Here is an 18,447-nt window from a genome sequence, read left to right as displayed (position 1 = left end):
TTGTGTCAATGTTTTATTATAGAATACAAAGGGGTTTATTATAGAATTCAAAGGCTAGAGTAGGGTAGATATTTTAATTCTATCCTCGCTTCTTTTTCTCAACTTTATGAAGTAAACTGGAACTTTTGTTTATAATTATCGTTTTCTCACAATAAGTATCTGAATAATTGCATATATGCATATTTTCTAGAAATTTAAAGGTAAGGGAATTGAGAAAAGGAATCCACTATGATTGATAAAAATTATCACACATATGAAGAACGTATGGCCGCAGAAAGAAGAGGTCGTGAACAACCTGTTTCAATCGCTAAGGGTATTTTTGCTATTCTTCTTGCGATGGTTATTATCTGGTTTATTTTTGGTTTTTTAGGATCTTTTTTTGCAAAATCTCCTGAACATAGTTCGCGTTATAATACCCCAGAAACAAGCCAAAGTGTAACAACGCCCAAAAAAGATTTAAATTCGCTTCCTCCTGTACCTTATACCTATAAGGGTACGGAGTAATTTTTTCGTAAATATAATCTTTTAGATAGGGCGAAAATCGACGTAGATTAAGGAATAAAGTCAGCACAAAGACATAAAAAAGAGAGGAATGATTTTAATTTCTGAAGTTTTTGATAAGTAATTAAATGGTATGGAAATAAATAATGCAACGGTTGTTAAAACCGTTGCATTATTGGTTTAGCGTGTGATGAAGCAGCTTCCACCAGAACTTTTAATGGATTCACAAAGGATTATGGCTTCATTACGGTCTTGCGCTTGAATCCGAACACGGTAATAAGTACCTTTTCCTGGTATAAAAGCGGATTGAATATTTAAAGAACGGGCACCGATAAGGAATCCAAATTTAGATTTCATATTTTTTAAAGAATTTCTAGCGAGCTCATACGTTGGTTGAGATGCAAGTTGTACGTAATAACTTTCTGAATTTTGTGCTGCGACTCTGTTTGGTGATATGGGGCGAGACGCGGCTGGTGTTTCAACTTGTGTATTTCTTTCTGCATGGGAAGGGATAGGGATAAATTTTTCTTCAATATTTGAGCTAGAATTATTTTCTGCGATTATTTTATCAATATTATTTTTGAGATCATGATCTCTTTCTTGGTCGTTTATATCAGAATCATGCGACGAAACAAGGGACGAATCTTGAAGTTCATTAGAAGTTTGATCAATGCTTTCTTCAGATTGAGCAGCAGTTTTGCTGTTTGTTTGATGCGCGGGGGCTAGTGTAACTGTACCATCTTGATTGACAATAACAGTTTGTACTTCTCGCATTGGAATAGTATGATTTATGGCTTCTGTGACTGCATCTTCAACATCAGATTCATTTAAAGACGATGAGGAAACGCTTGAAGATTCTTCAGGGTTTAATTCTTTTAAATTTTCAGGTTGTTCAGAGTTATCAATAAGAAATTGTTGTGTATTTTCTTGTTTCTCATTTTGTTCAGTTGTTTGTTTATAAATATCTAAATTATGTGCAACATCATTTTTCGTTTCAGTTGTTTCTGGTTTGAATTTAAAAGGCGTATTATCAGCGTGGATAATGACCGTTTCTTCATTTTTTTGTGATGGCATAAAAAAATGAGAATAACCAGCAAACCCAAGTCCTATTAAAATAAGTATAAAAAAACCTTTAATGAAAGTTTTACCAAAAATAAAACTTTTTAAGGGAGGAGGAGCTGATGGAGGTGTGGGAACCTCATCTGAGTTTGTGTATGATGAATTCTCGCTAAAAGAGGGAAAATTATATTCCATATTGGCAGAAGAAAAATAGTCGGAATTTTGTTCTTTAGAGTTTATATAAACACCTTCTTTTGAATTTTGCATAGACTGATGAAAAACTTCACTAAAAACCTCGTTTTTCTGTTTTTTTTGAGAAAAATTATCCGTTGGGACATTCCCTACATTGAGTACATCAGCAAATTCTTCTTCTAAACCACCATTAGTTGGCACATCATATTCTGGCGCTTCATACGGGACTTCTGGAACCATAATAGGACCAGTTTTTTCTACGATTTCCTCTGAAAATTTATAAGTATCAACATTGGGAGGGGGAGTATCTCTGTGCGTATAGTTATGGGCAAAAAAGCCATCCGTTTGTTTTGTATTTAAAGAGGGGGATGAGGAAAGAAACTCATCTAAATTATTTTCATTATATGAAATTTCTCTATTTGGGTTAGAGGCACCTTCGGCGTTATTGATGTATTGGGCTCGAGCCTCATCATATATCGGAACTTTTTCGCCATAAGTTTCTTGTTGTGAGGGGGGGGCTGCAAAAAAATGGGGATAATTGGTTGTATGATCTTCTTGTGAAGCTCCCTTTAAATAAGATTGTCTATCAACTGGTGGAGAATCTAAAGGTGAGGAGAAGGTACTTGTTGTTTGATTTCTTGCAGTGTTTTGTCTTTCTGACACAAGATTAGAAGATGAGAAAAACTCATTTTCCTCTGTAGAAGAGGAGACATCAGGATAATCTTTTTTAATCCAATTTTCTTGATCAGCTGAAATTTTATAGGGATGGTTTATAGGAGTGTCATAGAGGTTTTGATTGTCCTCATAAGTTTTTTGTATATTCGTAGTCTCAGGTTGTTGTGAATTTATTTGTGAAAAACGATTGGTTTGTTCAACATCTTCTGGCGTCTCTCTCTTATTTTCGTGCCTTTCAGATTTATCAAAAAAGAAATTTTCTGATTCTGATTGTGACATAAGATTACTTTTTTCAAGAAAAGGATCAGCATTGGTTGCTGTTTTTTTCTGTTGATGTGATTGATTCTTTGGGATTGGTAATGGAGAAAGCTCATCTAAAATTTGTTCTTCATCATGACTGCTAGGTGAAGAATATTTCTCTTCAGATAAATTATTTTGTTTTGAATGGTTGAAAGAAGAAGATTGTGCAATATCTGAGGCTGTTGCGTTGCTGGTTGCATGCAAGTCCCATTGTTTTTTTTGATCATCAAACGGTAAGTCATGTGCTAAATTTTTTTCAAGTTCCTCTTCTAGAAAGGAGAAATCAAAATCATCATCATGGGATGATGTTTCGGGGTGAGATGTTGATCGTTCTGTTTTTAAAGACGATTGCTCATTTTGGTTTCCGCTTTGTTTGTGCGGATTAAAAATGCGCGTAAGCCTTTCTAAAGGATCATGGTGTTCATGATCGTGTTTTGTTTCGTGTAGATTTTTGCGATCGTTATCGCTCATAGCTTTTCTCACATGATGGTTTGCACTTACGTGCAATCAATGGTTGATTTTGATTTGTTATATTAAAATTATAAATTTTCCCCCTCTCATGCAAGGATACATGAAAAAGTTTATCAATAGAGTACCTATTGTATGTATTTATAGAACTTTTTCAACGCATTTCTATGGGTGCTTCGACTCCTATGATGGTAAGCCCTGATGATAAAATATTGATAACAGCTTGTATCAATCCTAATCTTGCAAAGGATAACTCTTTATCATCAGGTTGAATAAAGCGTAAATTGAGATTTTCACTCCCTTTATTCCAATGGGTGTGAAAGCTGGAGGCAAGGTCATAAAGGTAAAACGCTAATCGATGCGGTTCTTTATGAATTACGGCCTGTTCAATGATACGTGGATATTCAGAAAGTTTGCGTATTAACAATATTTCATGGTCATCTGTTAATCGATGAAGATGGGCAATCAATGTATTATTTGAAAAGCTTTTAATATGAAGCGCTTCTTGTGCTTGACGAAAGACTGAGTGACAACGTGCACTTGCATATTGTACGTAAAAGATGGGGTTATCTTTTGATTGTTCTGTTACTTTTGCAAAATCAAAATCAAGAGGTGCTTCACACTTACGGTATAGCATCATAAAACGCACAGGATCACGCCCAACCTCTTCGACAACATCCCGTAGAGTGACAAAAGATCCTGCTCTTTTTGACATGCGTACAGGATGACCGTTGCGAAAAAGTTTTACCAATTGACACAAGAAGACACTTAATTTAGCTTTATCCCCAGAAATTGCTTTTGCCATTGCCTCTAGCCGCTTTACATAGCCCGCATGGTCTGCGCCTAGAATATAAATCATTTCATCAAAATGACGATTAAATTTATCCCGAAAATAAGCAACATCAGCAGCAAAATAAGTGTAAGAACCGTCAGATTTGACTAAAACACGGTCTTGGTCATCACCGACATTTGTTGAACGGAACAAAGTTTGTTCGCTTGGTTCCCAGTCTTCTGTATTTTGTCCTTTGGGAGGGGGGAGTTTTCCTTTGTAGATATAACCATTTAAAGTGAGGTCGTTGATGGTGTTACGAATGGCGCGTGCATTATCTGCATAAAGCATTCGCTCAGAGAAAAAGATATCATGATAAATATTAAGAGCAGCCAAATCTTCGCGAATCATGGACATCATTGCATGAATTGCACGTTCTTTCACAAGAGATAAGGCTTCATCTTTATCCATCGTGAGGAGTTGGTCACCAAACTCTTGAGCAAGCGATTGACCCAATGGTATCAAGTATTCTCCAGGATAGAGTCCTTCTGGAATTTCATTAATTTCTTGCCCAAGAGCTTCACGATAGCGCAATAGTACCGAATGGGCGAGGACTTCGATTTGTTGACCCGCATCATTGATATAATACTCTTTTGTAATGTTATAGCCCGTAAATTGTAGCAAATTGGAGAGAACATCCCCAACAACTGCTCCGCGGCAGTGTCCTACATGCATTGGTCCAGTGGGATTTGCTGAGACATATTCAACATTGACGCATTTTCCTTGTCCCATTGGAATACGACCATAAGAAGTGCCTAATTCAAGCATAGATTTTATAGCATCTTGCCAAAATAATTTTGTAAGCTTTATGTTTATAAAACCAGGACCGGCAACATCTATATTTTCGATAGAGGAATCATTTTTAAGAAGTTCTATGATTTTATCTGCAAGTGCACGTGGATTGATTCCAATAGATTTTGCAAGCACCATAGCAGCATTGGTTGATAAATGACCGTGGGAGGAATCACGCGGAGGATCAACAGTGATTTTTGATAAATCTAGATCTTCTCCATTTTTTCCTTTTATATCAGATAATTCAATTGATCTCTTAATTTTTTTTTCGAAGTTTTTAAAGATATTCATATTTAGCTTCCATGATGATGCCAAAAGCCATTAAACGAAATTATCTGTATGGTCAAATAAACGCTGATATTCACGTAGAGCGTAGTGATCCGTCATGCCTGAAAGAAAGTCAGCAATCAAACGTGCTAACTCTTGATTTTTTAAGTGCACTGTTTTGCTCTGCCAACTTTCAGGCATTGTATTTGGATTTTCATAATAACAATTGAATAATTTTTGTACAATGCATTTTGCTGCATTGCGACGACTAAGAACTTGTTCATGGTAGTAAAGATTTTTAAATAAAAAGTTTTTTAGTTCTTTTTCATAAACGGTCATTGTCGGTGAAAAGGTGACAATGGTTTGTTTTGCTTGGTGAATATCGTTTATGCTTGTTGGTTTGATGCGTGCTAAATTTTCTTGTGATTGTTTGATAACATCTTCAACCATGGTTGTTATTTGTCTTCGTACAAGTGTGTAACCGCGACGCGCTTGGTCGAGGTGGGGATGCTCATCTGTTATATCTTTTAATATTGCTGCTGTTAGTGGAACATGTTCAAATTGATCGAGTGTTAAAAATTGCGAACGTAGACCATCATCAATATCATGCGCATTGTATGCGATATCATCTGCAATAGCAGCACATTGCGCTTCTAGCCCTGCAAAACAATCGAGTGCAAGGTCTTGCTTTGCATTGTATTGTAAAATATCGATAGGAACCTCCTTATTCTTTGCGTGAGGACCTAAAAGGGGACCATTATGCTTTACAAGTCCTTCGAGGGTTTCCCATGTAAGGTTAAGTCCATCAAAATTTGCATAGCGCTGTTCTAGTTTTGTTACAATGCGTAATGCTTGTGCATTATGATCAAAGCCGCCATAAAGTACCATGGCTTCATTAAGAGCATCTTCTCCTGCATGGCCAAAGGGTGTGTGTCCAAAGTCGTGAACAAGGGCAATGGCTTCGGCAAGGTCTTCATCAAGACACAGGGCACGGGCTAATGTTCTTGCAATTTGAGAAACCTCTATGGAATGGGTTAGGCGAGTACGGTAATGATCGCTTTCATCAGCAATAAACACTTGCGTTTTATGTTTAAGACGTCGAAATGCATTAGAATGGATAATACGATCTCTATCTCGTTGAAAAGGTGAGCGTGTGGTGCTCATCGTTTCATGGTATAATCGACCACGGCTTGTTTGTGGATGAGCACTGTATACTGCTCGAGATTGGTAATTGAAGTTGATATTGCCTATATCCATTGCAAGCTGTCTATTATCATCTTAAAATTGAGAGTGGTTTATGAGAAATAAACTGCTCTTTGAGTGTAGGATACTCTTTCTTGATGGTTTAATGCAAGGATATATAAAATGAATGTGAAAATTTCAGATGTTGCTGCCAAAAAAATTGCACAGATACTTTTGCGTGAACCCGATAAAATAGCATTACGTATTTCTGTTGAAGGTGGTGGGTGTTCTGGTTTTTCTTATAAATATGACTTGGTTTCTGAAATGTGTGAAGATGACCTCGTTCTCAAAAAAGACGGGGCAGTTGTGTTTATTGATTTACTATCACTTCCTTTTATGGAAGGAGCTGAGATTGATTTTGTTGATGATCTTATGGGGCAGTCTTTTCAAATCCACAATCCCAATGCTGTTTCATCATGTGGTTGTGGTGTAAGTTTCTCAATTTAAAATGATGGCTGTGTGATATTGTTTCTTGAAAAAAAGATCATGTTGATCAACAATGCAAAAATGGGTATTCTTATAAAAATAGTGCACCGATGTGTATGGTTGTGCGTGGCGCTTTCTTTATTGACTTGGAGCCACTGTGCTTTTTCTGAAGCAGGAGAAGGGCAAGATCAGCAGCAGAGACAATCAAGGAGTTTTATTGTAAAGACTCAAAAGCAGGAGAACGAAAACTTAGCATCTCAAACACAACTCATTTTGAATGCTCGATTAACAAATAGTCATCCGGATATTGAAAAAGGGCTTGTCTGGCGGGTTTATGCTCCTATTCTAGGGATTGATAATAAGTTACCATTAGTGGCAACCTATAAGGGGGGAAGTGCACGTTTTGATCTCGAACCAGGAAATTATCTTGTTCATGTCTCATTTGGTCATATGAGTGCTGTGCGCCATATTCGTTTAGAAAATGGGCAGAGTCTTGTAAAAAACTTTAATCTTGAGGCTGGTGGTGTCATTTTAAATGCAACACTGCTCAATGGCGTAATGAATGAAAAGGAACTCCGTTTTACCATTTATGAGGATGAAAAAGAAAATGATGATACGGGAGTAATTATATCAAATGTTAAACCCCAATCAGTTGTGCGTTTAAAAGCTGGCCGCTACCATGTTGCTTCCCATTATGGTTCTATTAATGCGACGGCTCGTTCGGATATTCAAGTGGATGCGGGTAAAATAACAGAAGTTACTCTTGAACATCAGGCCGCTCAGATTGTCTTAAAGCTGGTGCGACAAGAAAGAGGAGAAGCGCTTGCAGATACAAGTTGGTCTCTTGCCAATGATTCTGGTGATATCGTTTATGAAACAGTAGGTGCGTATGTTTCACTCGTGTTAGCGGAGGGAGAGTATATTGCAATTGCTAAAAATAAAGATAAAATCTATCAAAAAGTTTTTTCAGTCGTTTCTGGTCATGATGAAGATATAAGTGTGATAGCGAATGAAGAAAATATGCAGCGAGTTGATGAAGATGTGGATTGATTGTTGTTCATGGGGGGGTAAACTACGATGAAAGACGGGGTATGAATTTTGATTGAAATTTCAACAGTTGGTGTGTTTTTTGCTGGGGCACTCTCTTTTTTGTCACCATGCGTTTTGCCGTTAGTTCCTCCTTATTTGTGCTATATGGCAGGGGTTGGTATTGATGATTTTCGTTCAGAAAAGCCTGATGAGAAAGTCTTTATCCGGTGGGCTTTATTATCTTCTGTTATTGCTTTTGTTCTTGGGTTTACGACTGTTTTTGTTGCTTTAGGTGCCAGTGCTAGTACAATTGGGAAATTCATCGGTTATTATCGTGATTGGTTTGCTCTTGCTGCTGGAATTGTCATTATTATTTTTGGTTTAAATTTTTTGGGGATTTTCAAGATCGCTTTTTTATTTCGTGAGGCGCGTTTTCAGACCCAAAAAACACCTGCTGGTCCTTTAGGCGCGTATATTATCGGTTTAGCTTTTGCCTTTGGTTGGACACCGTGTATTGGCCCTATTTTAGGTCCTATTATAACGCTTGCTGGAACAAAAGAAACTGTGGGAGAGGGAGCTGTTCTCTTAGCGGTTTATGCATTAGGTCTTGCTATTCCTTTTATGTTAGCAGCTTTATTTTCGAGCAGTTTTATGCGATTTTTAGGAGCTTTTCGTATTCATTTAGGAAAAGTTGAAAAAATCATTGGTGTTTTTCTTATTCTTACAGGGATTTTGTTTTTAACAGGTTCTATGCAGGATCTTTCATTTTGGCTTTTAGAACATTATCCTTCGTTGAGTTATATTGAAGATATTCGTTGGCACAATATTATGATTTTTTTTGGATTTTCTCGTTAGTCTTATGTGTTTTTATGGTTAGAAGTTGTCTTTCTATTGTTCTTGCCGCAGGTGAGGGGACGCGCATGAAATCGTCTCTGCCTAAGGTACTTCATAAAATTGCTGGATTGCCTCTTATATGCCATGTTCTAAAAAAAATAGAATTGGCAGGCTCTTCACAATTAGCGGTTGTTGTGGGATATGGTGCTAAGGAGGTTACGCACGTTGTTCAGTCATTTGTAAAAGATGTAATGATTTTTGAACAAAAAGAGCGTTTAGGAACTGCTCATGCTGTTTTGTCTGCTCGTTTAGCTTTGCAAAAGGAGGTGGATGATGTGCTCATTGTTTTTGGGGATACTCCTCTCATTCAGCAAGATTCATTGCACCAAATGCGTGCACAGCTTGCTGATGGAGCAGATGTTGTTTTTGCAGGTTTTCATACCAAACATCCAACAGGTTATGGGCGTCTTCTCGAGAAAAATGGTCAATTGATTGCAATTGTAGAAGAAAAAGACGCTAGCGATGAAGAAAAAAAGATTTCTTTTTGTAACGGTGGAATACTCGCTATGCGTGGAAAACATGCACTTTCTCTTTTAGAGAAAGTTGGTAATAATAATGTGAAAAAAGAATATTACTTAACAGATATTGCTTCTCTTGCAACACGCGAAGGATTAGATGTGCGTGTTGTTGAAGTTCCTTTTGAAGATATTGTAGGAATTAACAACGGTCTTGAGCTTTCTGAGGCTGATTCTTTGTGGCAAAAACGTAAAGCGCGCGATTTAATGTTATCGGGTGTTACACTCTTAAAGCCAGAAACACTCTATTTTTCTTATGATACAGAAATTGCACCAGGGGTGGTGATAGAACCAAATGTTTATTTTGGGTTAAACGTAAAAGTACAATCTGGTGCGGTTATTCATGCATTTAGTTATCTCGAAGGTGCTGTGGTTGGTAGAGATGCACAGATTGGTCCCTATGCACGTTTGCGTCCTGGAACAGAGTTGGCAAAGTCCGTAAAGATTGGAAATTTTTGTGAAGTCAAACAAGCTAAGGTAGGAGAATCTTCTAAAATCAATCATTTAAGTTATATTGGTGATGCCGAAATTGGTGCACATACCAATATTGGAGCCGGTACGATTACTTGCAATTATGATGGATTTAACAAATATAAAACCATGATTGGTGATCATGCTTTTGTTGGGTCTAATACGGCACTTGTTTCCCCATTGGTAATAGGGGATGGCTCTTATGTTGCTTCAGGAAGTGTTATTACTGAAAATATTCCTATGAACAGTATGGCTTTTGGGCGTGCACGACAGGTTATAAAAGAGGGCTATGCGACAAAATTTCGAGAGCGTTTGTTAGAAAAAAAACAGAAAAAATGATTATTTTCAGCTTATTCTTTTGTTTCGTGTTAATCTAACGATGGATGGAAGATTTATTCTTAAAGATTGCCGTATTCCATGTTTGAATTATTTTTATTATTTATAGTTTTAAATAAAGGCTGTTGGATTGTTTTGTAAAATTTGAATCTTAAGATGTGGGTTGGAGCTTTTTAATGTGTGGAATTATTGGAGTTCTTGGAAAGAGGTGTGTTACGTCCTCTTTGGTTGAGGGGTTAAAACGTCTTGAATATAGAGGGTATGATTCATCTGGGGTGGCAACGGTCCATAATGGGCATCTTTATCGTGTACGTGCTGAGGGGAAGCTTGTTCATTTAGAAGAAAAATTAAAAAAAACACCTCTGGAGGGAAGTTTAGGGATTGGTCATACCCGTTGGGCTACGCATGGAATTGCTGTTGAACGCAATGCGCATCCCCATGTGACTGAAAAGCTTGCGATTGTTCATAATGGTATTATTGAAAATTTTGTAGAACTGCAAAAGGAACTCATAGAGGATGGTTGTATCTTTGAAACAGAGACGGATACGGAAGTTATTGCACATTTAATAACGCGTGCATTAAAAGATGGTCTTTCTCCGCAAGAAGCCATACGTACCAGTTGGAAAAGGCTGCAGGGGGCTTTTGCTATTGCTCTTATTTTCGAAGGTGAAGATAACCTTATGATTGCGGCTTGTTCTGGTCCACCTCTGGCAATTGGTTATGGAAAAGATGAATTTTTTGTGGGGTCAGATGCCATAGCTTTGGCACCATTCGTTGATTATATTAGCTATATGGAAGATGGGGATTGGGCTGTTCTCACACGGGAAGGTGTTACAATTTATGATGCTAATAATCAACCGGTAAAACGTCCTGTGACGACATTACTTGAAGGGGCTTTATTGATTTCTAAGGGTAATCATCGTCATTTTATGCACAAGGAAATGTTTGAACAACCTGAAGTGATTTCTCATAATTTGGCGCATTATCTTGATCTTGGAAATTATGCGGTTCGACCGCTTGAGAATTTGATTGATTGGAAAAATATTCATCGGCTTCTTTTTGCGAGTTGTGGAACGGCATATTATTCAACCTTAGTTGCGCGCTATTGGTTTGAGAAATTTGCCGCTTTAAGTGTTGATAATGATGTTGCTTCCGAGTTTCGTTATCGTGAACCTCCTATAACGTCTGATGTGTTATCGCTGTTTGTTTCTCAATCTGGTGAGACAGCTGATACATTGGCTTCTTTGCGTTATTGTCGTGAGCGGGGTGTAAAAACAGCAACAATTGTGAATGTAGAGCAATCAACAATGGCAAGGGAGGCTGATTTTATTCTCCCAACACTTGCCGGACCGGAAATAGGTGTTGCTTCAACAAAAGCTTTTACCTGTCAATTGGCAACGCTTGCTTCACTCGCTCTTAGTGCGGCTAAACAACGTGGCTATCTCTCGGCTCAAATAGAAAAGCAACTGGTTCGACAGTTGGCAGAAGTTCCACGTATTTTAAATGAGGTCTTAAAATTAGAGAGAAAAATTGAATGTATTTGTCGTGATTTGGTGAATGCAAAAAGTGTTCTTTATCTGGGACGTGGAACTTCTTATCCGATTGCTTTGGAGGGAGCTCTTAAACTGAAAGAGCTTTCTTATATTCATGCTGAAGGTTATGCGGCAGGTGAATTAAAGCATGGACCAATTGCTCTGGTGGATGAGACAATACCCGTTATTGTTGTTGCACCTTATGATCGGTGGTTTGAAAAAACTTTTTCTAATATGCAAGAAGTGGTAGCGCGTAATGGTCGTATTATTTTAATAACCGATAAAAAGGGAGCAGAAGTAGCTTGTCTTAAGACTTTATCAACGATCACTTTGCCAGATGTTCCAGAATTTATTTCTCCTATTATTTATGCACTCCCTGTTCAGTTAATCGCTTATCATACGGCTGTTTTATTAGGAACAGATGTTGATCAACCCCGTAATTTAGCAAAATCAGTCACGGTTGAATAAAAGTATATTTCTGAATCTTTTGGAGAATAATCAAGTGTAAGAAATTGATTTATAATGAAACTTATTTTTTCATTTTTCTCTGTTGAACGAGAATACTGAAGAAAGGTTTTTTATTCCTAAATCCTTTACGATAAAACGAAAAATATTTTCTTACCTATCAAAAAATAGATCAGTTATGTGAATATAATGGTAAAAAAAGACGCAATATTGCTTCTACTGTTTTAATGCAGTTGATTTGTTATTCGTTCATGAAGCATAAAGATGGTAAGAGACTGCGTAGATCATTTATGGGTAATTCTAAGAGAAAATCATATTTGAACAGAGAGGTATTTAAGTTTTTTATTAGAGGGTTTTTGTTATCCTGCTCGTAAGAGGCGTGCAGCATCGTTGTGTCCGAAAAGATAAAGGAGCAACCGTAAAGCTTGTCCTTGCTCAGAAGAAAGATGAGGATCGCGTTGTAAAAATAAACGAGCATCTTTTCTTGCCATTGACAAAAGATCGCTATGAACTGCAAGGTTTGCTATATGAAATTCAGGGACTCCGGATTGTTTTGTACCTAAAAGTTCTCCTTCGCCTCGTAGGCGCCAATCTTCTTCAGCAATTTCAAAACCATCTTCTGTATTGCGGATAATATTAAGGCGTGTTGCTGCTGTTTTAGTCAGTGGATCTTTATAGAGCAAAATGCAGGAAGATTTTTTATCGCCTCGTCCTACACGTCCACGTAATTGGTGCAATTGTGAAAGGCCAAAATGTTCCGCGTGTTCGATGATAATGATCGAAGCATCTGGAATATCTACTCCCACTTCAATGACGGTGGTTGCAACTAAAATACGTGTATTTCCACATTTAAAAGATGCCATAGCGGCTTCTTTTTCTGCTGTAGACATTTTTCCATGGATCATACCAACGTGTGCTCCAAAGCGCTCATGGAGAAATGCAAAGCGGTTTTCAATTGAAGTGAGATCAAGAGCTGTCGATTCCTCTACTAAAGGACAAATCCAATAGAGCTTTTCTCCTTTTTCTAATGCAATTGCGATTCTCGCTATAAGCTCATGAAGACGTTTCAAAGAAAGCGTTGCTGTTGTAATGGGTTGTCGTCCCATTGGTTTTTCGGTAATTTTAGAGACATCCATATCACCAAAAGCTGTTAAGACAAGTGTGCGCGGAATGGGCGTGGCGGTCATAACCAGCATATCAGCTTTATTGCCTTTTTCTGTAAGAGCGATACGTTGATGGACACCAAAACGGTGTTGTTCATCGATAATGGTTAAAGCGAGATTATTATAAGTAACGCTGTTTTGTATGAGAGCATGAGTTCCGATAACAATAGAAACTTGACCTGACAGAATATCATTCACGATATTTGTCCGCAATTTTCCTTTTTCTCGTCCTGTTAAAAGCGTTGTTTGTAATCCGACCTTTTCGGCAAGAGGAGCGATGGTGGCAAAATGTTGCCTAGCAAGCACTTCAGTTGGTGCCATTAAAGCTGATTGTCCTGAATTTTCAGCAATTTGTGCCATTGCCATCAATGCAACAACAGTTTTTCCTGTGCCTACATCACCTTGAAGTAGTCTTAGCATTGGTTCTGGTGAAGCAAGATCATTTGCGATATCTTCTACTGCTTTTTTTTGTCCGGTTGTGAGTTGAAAGGGGAGGATATTAAGCAATTTTTTAGTATAAATTCCTGTTGATGGTCGAGAAGTGCCAACAAGAGATTTAGTTTTCAAACGCACGAGTCCTAGTGCCAATTGACAAGCGAGCAATTCATCATAGGCAAGACGTTTGCGTGCTGTACTTTCTAAGGATAGATCATTGGGGTTAATGGGCGCATGGATACGGCGTAAAGCAACAGAAAAAGAAGGAAAATTTTGTTGCTTTTTTACATTTTCATCTATCCATTCTGGGAGGAGAGGAATAAAATCAAGAGTGTTTTGTATGGCGCGTCTTAGTGTCTTTACAGTTAGTCCTGCAGTAGAGGGATAGACAGGTTCGATGAGAGGTATCTGATTTGATTGTTCGCTTGGGGCAATATAGTCTGGATGCGCCATTGAAAGCTGTCCATTAAACCATTCAACTTTTCCTGATATAATGACTTTTTTTCCTTCGGGGAGTTGTTTTTTTAGCCAAAGAGGTTGAGCATGAAAAAAGACTAAATTTATTTTTCCTGTGTGATCATGGGCAATAACACGATAGGGAATTCGGTTGTGACCACGGGGTGGTGGTTGATGCTGATCGATGATAATTTCGAGCGTAACAGTATCTCCTTCTTTTGCACAAGTAATGTTGGGACGCATTCTGCGGTCTATAACGGAATGGGGCATTAATTGAAGAAGGTCAATAAGGGTTGCTTCGCGTTGTGTGGGATTAACATCTAAGAGTTTGGTCAATAAACCATAGACTTTAGGTGTAATACCAGAAAGAGTTCGGATAGAATTAAAAAGTGGGGTAAGAAGACTTGGAGGCATGAGCAAATTTAACCTGCCCTTTTTGTTTTTTCTAGACCTTTAGAAGAGCTTTTTGGGGATAAAGTCATAAAGACAAGGTTGCTTTATTTACACATTGAACTTTAGGAAGAGAAATTAATATTTAAAGAAAAATACAATTAAATGGTCAAAAATTAAAGTACTTAGATGAGGTATATTGTTTTTCTTTTTATTTTAGGTGTTTATTTGCTGTGAATAGAAGCATTTTCTTGATAGAACTCTCTTATAAATATTAATAAAATTGGGATATTGCTCCTATGTAGGATGATGAATTTATAGCTTTAAAGTTTGATGATGAACAGAAGTTTTTTCTTTTATAAGGGGTGCTGTTTAGCATTTATTTTGTAGTGGGAAATTGTGAGAGTGGTAAAAAATAAAATGCAAATGCAAGAGAACAAAAATTCTCTTCCTCGCTTTATTCATTTGAGAGTGCATTCAGCTTATTCCTTGCTCGAAGGGGCTTTAAAAATCCCCCAAATTATTCAACAGACGATTTTAGATCATGCACCAGCGGTTGCTATTACCGATACCAATAATTTATTTGGTGCTTTGGAATTTTCACAGCATTGTCTTTCTCATGGGGTCCAACCTATTATTGGTTGTCAGCTTACTGTTGATTTTTGTGATGAAAATGATCATTCACGTTTGGCTAAATGGCGTAATCCTTCTGATTTTTGCTCTATTGTTCTTTTGGCTGCTAGCGAAACCGGTTATGCTCATTTGGTTCGTCTTGTGAGCCGTGCTTATCTTGATAAGTGTGATACTGATCCTCCTCATATTAAAGCTGATTGGTTGTCAGAACACAGTGAAGGCATAATCGCTTTAACGGGTGGAAAGGGAGGACCTATTAATCTTTCTTTGGCAGAAGAGAAAAAAGAACATGCTGTTGAGCGCTTAATTTATTTGAAAAAATCTTTTGCTGATCGTCTTTATGTGGAGTTACAACGGCATGGCTCTTATGACCGGAGAGTAGAAGCTGATCTTATTGAATTGGCTTATGCGCATGAAATTCCTCTTGTAGCAACGAATGAAGCTTTTTTTCTGCAAAGAGAAGGGTATGAAGCGCATGATGCGCTGATGGCTGTTTCAGAAGGACAAATTGTCTCTAATCCAGATCGCAAACGTGTGACACCAGATCATTATTTGAAGTCACAAGATGAAATGGTTACACTGTTTTCTGATCTTCCAGAAGCTTTGGAAAATAGTGTTGAAATTGCATTGCGTTGTCATATTGCCTCGCCTCTTCGAAAACCGATATTGCCTCGTTTTATAGAACAATCTGTTAATTCAGAAACTACTTTAGAAATAGAAGATAGTGAGTTATTAAATCAGGCTAAAGATGGTTTGAAGATTCGGCTTGAAACAATAGGGTTGGCTGAAGGGTATACGATTGCAGATTATGAACAGCGGCTTGATTATGAAATTTCAGTTATTACGCGTATGCAATTTTCTGGATATTTTCTTATCGTTTCAGATTTCATAAAATGGGCAAAGGTTCATGACATTCCCGTTGGACCAGGCCGGGGTTCTGGTGCTGGTTCACTTGTTGCTTATGCATTGACGATTACTGATGTGGATCCCTTGCGGTTTTCTCTTCTCTTTGAACGTTTTCTGAATCCAGATCGTGTTTCGATGCCAGATTTTGATATCGACTTTTGTCAAGAGCGGCGCGAAGAAGTTATTCAATATGTTCAAAAAAAATATGGACGTGATCAAGTTGCTCAAATTATTACTTTTGGTAAGTTACAGGCACGTGCAGTTTTGCGTGATGTGGGGCGTGTTTTAGAAGTTCCTTATCGTCAGGTGGATTATCTTACAAAATTAATTCCTGCCACCCCAGGAAGTCAGGTAGAATTAGCAGATGCTATTAAGGATGAACCTAAATTTGAAGAAGAAAAGAAAAAAGATCCCGTTGTTGGACGCGCATTAGATATAGCGCTTCAGTTGGAGGGACTTTATCGTCATGCTTCAACTCATGCTGCTGGGATTGTTATCGGAGATCGTCCACTTTGGGAGCTTGTCCCGATGTATCGTGATCCTCGTTCTGATATGCCTGTTACACAATTTAACATGAAATATGTTGAACAAGCGGGGCTGGTAAAATTTGATTTTCTTGGATTAAAAACGCTTACTGTTTTGAAAATGGCAGTCGATTTTGTTGCCAGAAAGGGGATTAAAATAGATTTATCAAATATTCCTCTGAATGATGAAGCAACCTACGCTATGATGGCACGTGGTGAAACGGTTGGCGTGTTTCAGGTGGAAAGTTCTGGTATGCGCAAGGCGTTGATTGGAATGAAGCCAGACCGTATTGAAGATATTATTGCGCTGGTTGCACTTTATCGTCCAGGTCCAATGGAGAATATTCCAACCTATAATGCACGCAAACATGGGGAAGAGGAAATTGCTTCTATTCATCCTAAGATAGATCATCTGATCAAAGAAACACAAGGTGTTATTGTCTATCAAGAACAGGTGATGCAGATTGCTCAGGTTCTTGCTGGCTATTCGCTTGGAGAAGCTGATTTACTACGTCGTGCTATGGGGAAAAAAATTCATGCTGAAATGCAAAAACAGCGTACGCGTTTTGTCAATGGAGCTGTTGCAGGTGGCGTGGATAAAGATCAAGCTGATATTATCTTTGATCTTTTAGCAAAATTTGCCGATTATGGTTTTAATAAATCGCACGCTGCTGCTTATGCAATTGTTTCTTACCAAACGGCTTATATGAAAGCAAACTATCCCGTTGAGTTTTTAGCTGCTTCAATGACATATGACATGACGAATACAGATAAGCTCAATGATTTTCGGCGTGAAGCATTAAGGTTGGGTATTGAAGTTATTGCACCTTCTATACAAACATCTCATCGTGTTTTTGAGGTTGGTGATAATTGTATTTATTATTCTCTTGCTGCCATTAAAGGTGTGGGAGAAACTGTTGTAGATCATATTGTTTCTTGTCGTGGGAGTAAGATTTTTAAGGATTTGGAAGATTTTTGTGCGCGTGTTGATCCTCGTATTGTTAATAAGCGTGCGATGGAAAGTTTAGTTTGTGCTGGTGCTTTTGATTGTTTTAACATTGCACGTGAGGTTTTATTAGCCAATCTTGGAACCCTTCATGCGCGTGCACTTCGTATTCTCGATGACAATTCTAGCGGGCAGGTTGATATATTTGGAATGGCAGGCGGATTAAAAGAACCATTGATTTTATCGCAAACAACCCCTTGGTTGCCGGCTGAGAAACTTTATCGAGAATTTCAAGCTATAGGTTTTTACTTTTCTGCGCATCCTTTGGAGGAGTATCAAGCTATTCTGAACAAAAAACGCATTCAGACTTGGGGTAATTTTGCCAATGCCGTTAAAGGGGGAGCAACGGCTGCACGGCTTGCTGGAACTGTTGTGGCAAAAAACGTGCGCAAAACAAAATCTGGTAAAAAAATGGGAATTATTCATTTTTCTGATACAAGTGGACAATATGAAGCAGTTCTCTTTTCTGAGGCACTCTCGGATTATGAAGAGATGCTAGAACCCGGAAAATCTTTTATTATTACGGTGAGCGCTGAAAATCGTTCTGAAGGAGTTAGTTTGCGAATTGAAACAATTCAGTCTTTGGAAAATGAATCATTACAACAGCATAAAATGATGCGTCTCTTTATAAAAACAGTTGATATGCTTCCACAAATTGAACAAAATTTAAATCTTGGGGGGAATGGAGAGGTTGGGCTTATTTTAATTCAAGAGGATGGATTGCGAGAAGTCGAAATTGCACTTCCTAAGCGATATAAGGTAAATTCACATGTCGCAAATGCTATGAAATTAATTCAGGGTGTTGTTGATGTAGAATTGAGTTAAAGAAAGATTAAAGATGGGAGCTGATTTTGAGTGGTGTTTTTGCTTTTAGGAGAGCTAAAAATGGAGCTTTTAAAATCGGATTGTAGGTTTCGAAAAATATTGCTTTTATTAGAGTA

Annotated in this window: 11 protein-coding genes; 7 read left to right on the top strand and 4 right to left on the bottom strand. The window is 37.8% G+C overall.

What is annotated here, in order from left to right; genetic code table 11:
• The first annotated feature begins 228 nt into the window (after nucleotides 1–228).
• Nucleotides 229–504, top strand: coding sequence for a hypothetical protein (locus tag ACFINK_RS02925; RefSeq protein ID WP_375611528.1), 276 nt, complete (start codon nucleotides 229–231; stop codon nucleotides 502–504).
• 177 nt (nucleotides 505–681) lie between these two features.
• Here the strand turns inward: ACFINK_RS02925 and ACFINK_RS02920 are convergent, their stop codons facing one another.
• The 3 genes from ACFINK_RS02920 to ACFINK_RS02910 form a co-directional block, all read right to left on the bottom strand.
• Nucleotides 682–3,198 (bottom strand): SPOR domain-containing protein, encoded by a 2,517-nt coding sequence (locus ACFINK_RS02920; protein WP_375627799.1) that lies wholly within the window; start codon nucleotides 3,196–3,198, stop codon nucleotides 682–684.
• A 151-nt stretch (nucleotides 3,199–3,349) separates the two neighbouring features.
• The gene (gene argS / locus ACFINK_RS02915; protein ID WP_375627798.1) at nucleotides 3,350–5,107 is read right to left on the bottom strand and encodes an arginine--tRNA ligase; all 1,758 of its coding nucleotides are present in this window, start codon (nucleotides 5,105–5,107) and stop codon (nucleotides 3,350–3,352) included.
• 30 nt (nucleotides 5,108–5,137) lie between these two features.
• A complete protein-coding gene (locus ACFINK_RS02910; protein WP_375638219.1) occupies nucleotides 5,138–6,340 on the bottom strand; it encodes a deoxyguanosinetriphosphate triphosphohydrolase in 1,203 nt (400 codons plus the stop codon).
• A 108-nt stretch (nucleotides 6,341–6,448) separates the two neighbouring features.
• On the opposite strand from ACFINK_RS02910, the gene ACFINK_RS02905 reads away from it, so the two are divergent.
• The 5 genes from ACFINK_RS02905 (at nucleotide 6,449) to glmS (ending at nucleotide 11,996) form a co-directional block, all read left to right on the top strand.
• Nucleotides 6,449–6,772 (top strand): HesB/IscA family protein, encoded by a 324-nt coding sequence (locus ACFINK_RS02905; RefSeq protein WP_273791197.1) that lies wholly within the window; start codon nucleotides 6,449–6,451, stop codon nucleotides 6,770–6,772.
• Nucleotides 6,773–6,784: 12 nt separating this feature from the next.
• Complete coding sequence (locus ACFINK_RS02900; RefSeq protein WP_522729906.1) at nucleotides 6,785–7,801, top strand: RgsD C-terminal domain-containing protein; 1,017 nt, start codon at nucleotides 6,785–6,787, stop codon at nucleotides 7,799–7,801.
• 45 nt (nucleotides 7,802–7,846) lie between these two features.
• Nucleotides 7,847–8,635: a cytochrome c biogenesis CcdA family protein gene (locus tag ACFINK_RS02895; RefSeq protein ID WP_375611585.1), complete on the top strand. Its 789-nt coding sequence runs from the start codon at nucleotides 7,847–7,849 to the stop codon at nucleotides 8,633–8,635.
• Nucleotides 8,636–8,649: 14 nt separating this feature from the next.
• The gene (gene glmU, locus ACFINK_RS02890) at nucleotides 8,650–9,999 is read left to right on the top strand and encodes a bifunctional UDP-N-acetylglucosamine diphosphorylase/glucosamine-1-phosphate N-acetyltransferase GlmU (RefSeq protein ID WP_375638217.1); all 1,350 of its coding nucleotides are present in this window, start codon (nucleotides 8,650–8,652) and stop codon (nucleotides 9,997–9,999) included.
• A gap of 173 nt (nucleotides 10,000–10,172) precedes the next feature.
• Complete coding sequence (glmS, locus tag ACFINK_RS02885; protein ID WP_375638216.1) at nucleotides 10,173–11,996, top strand: glutamine--fructose-6-phosphate transaminase (isomerizing); 1,824 nt, start codon at nucleotides 10,173–10,175, stop codon at nucleotides 11,994–11,996.
• A gap of 356 nt (nucleotides 11,997–12,352) precedes the next feature.
• Here the strand turns inward: glmS and recG are convergent, their stop codons facing one another.
• Nucleotides 12,353–14,461: an ATP-dependent DNA helicase RecG gene (recG, locus tag ACFINK_RS02880; RefSeq protein ID WP_375638215.1), complete on the bottom strand. Its 2,109-nt coding sequence runs from the start codon at nucleotides 14,459–14,461 to the stop codon at nucleotides 12,353–12,355.
• 402 nt (nucleotides 14,462–14,863) lie between these two features.
• Between recG and dnaE the strand changes: the two genes are divergently transcribed.
• Nucleotides 14,864–18,331, top strand: a complete 3,468-nt coding sequence (gene dnaE, locus ACFINK_RS02875; RefSeq protein ID WP_375611586.1) for a DNA polymerase III subunit alpha — start codon at nucleotides 14,864–14,866, stop codon at nucleotides 18,329–18,331.
• Nucleotides 18,332–18,447 lie beyond the last annotated feature (116 nt).

This window comes from Bartonella sp. AA16NXGY (assembly GCF_042197325.1).
Taxonomy (GTDB): domain Bacteria; phylum Pseudomonadota; class Alphaproteobacteria; order Rhizobiales; family Rhizobiaceae; genus Bartonella.
The sequence above is the reverse complement of the archived record's forward strand: the minus strand, read 5'-3'. Positions and strand labels throughout refer to the sequence as shown.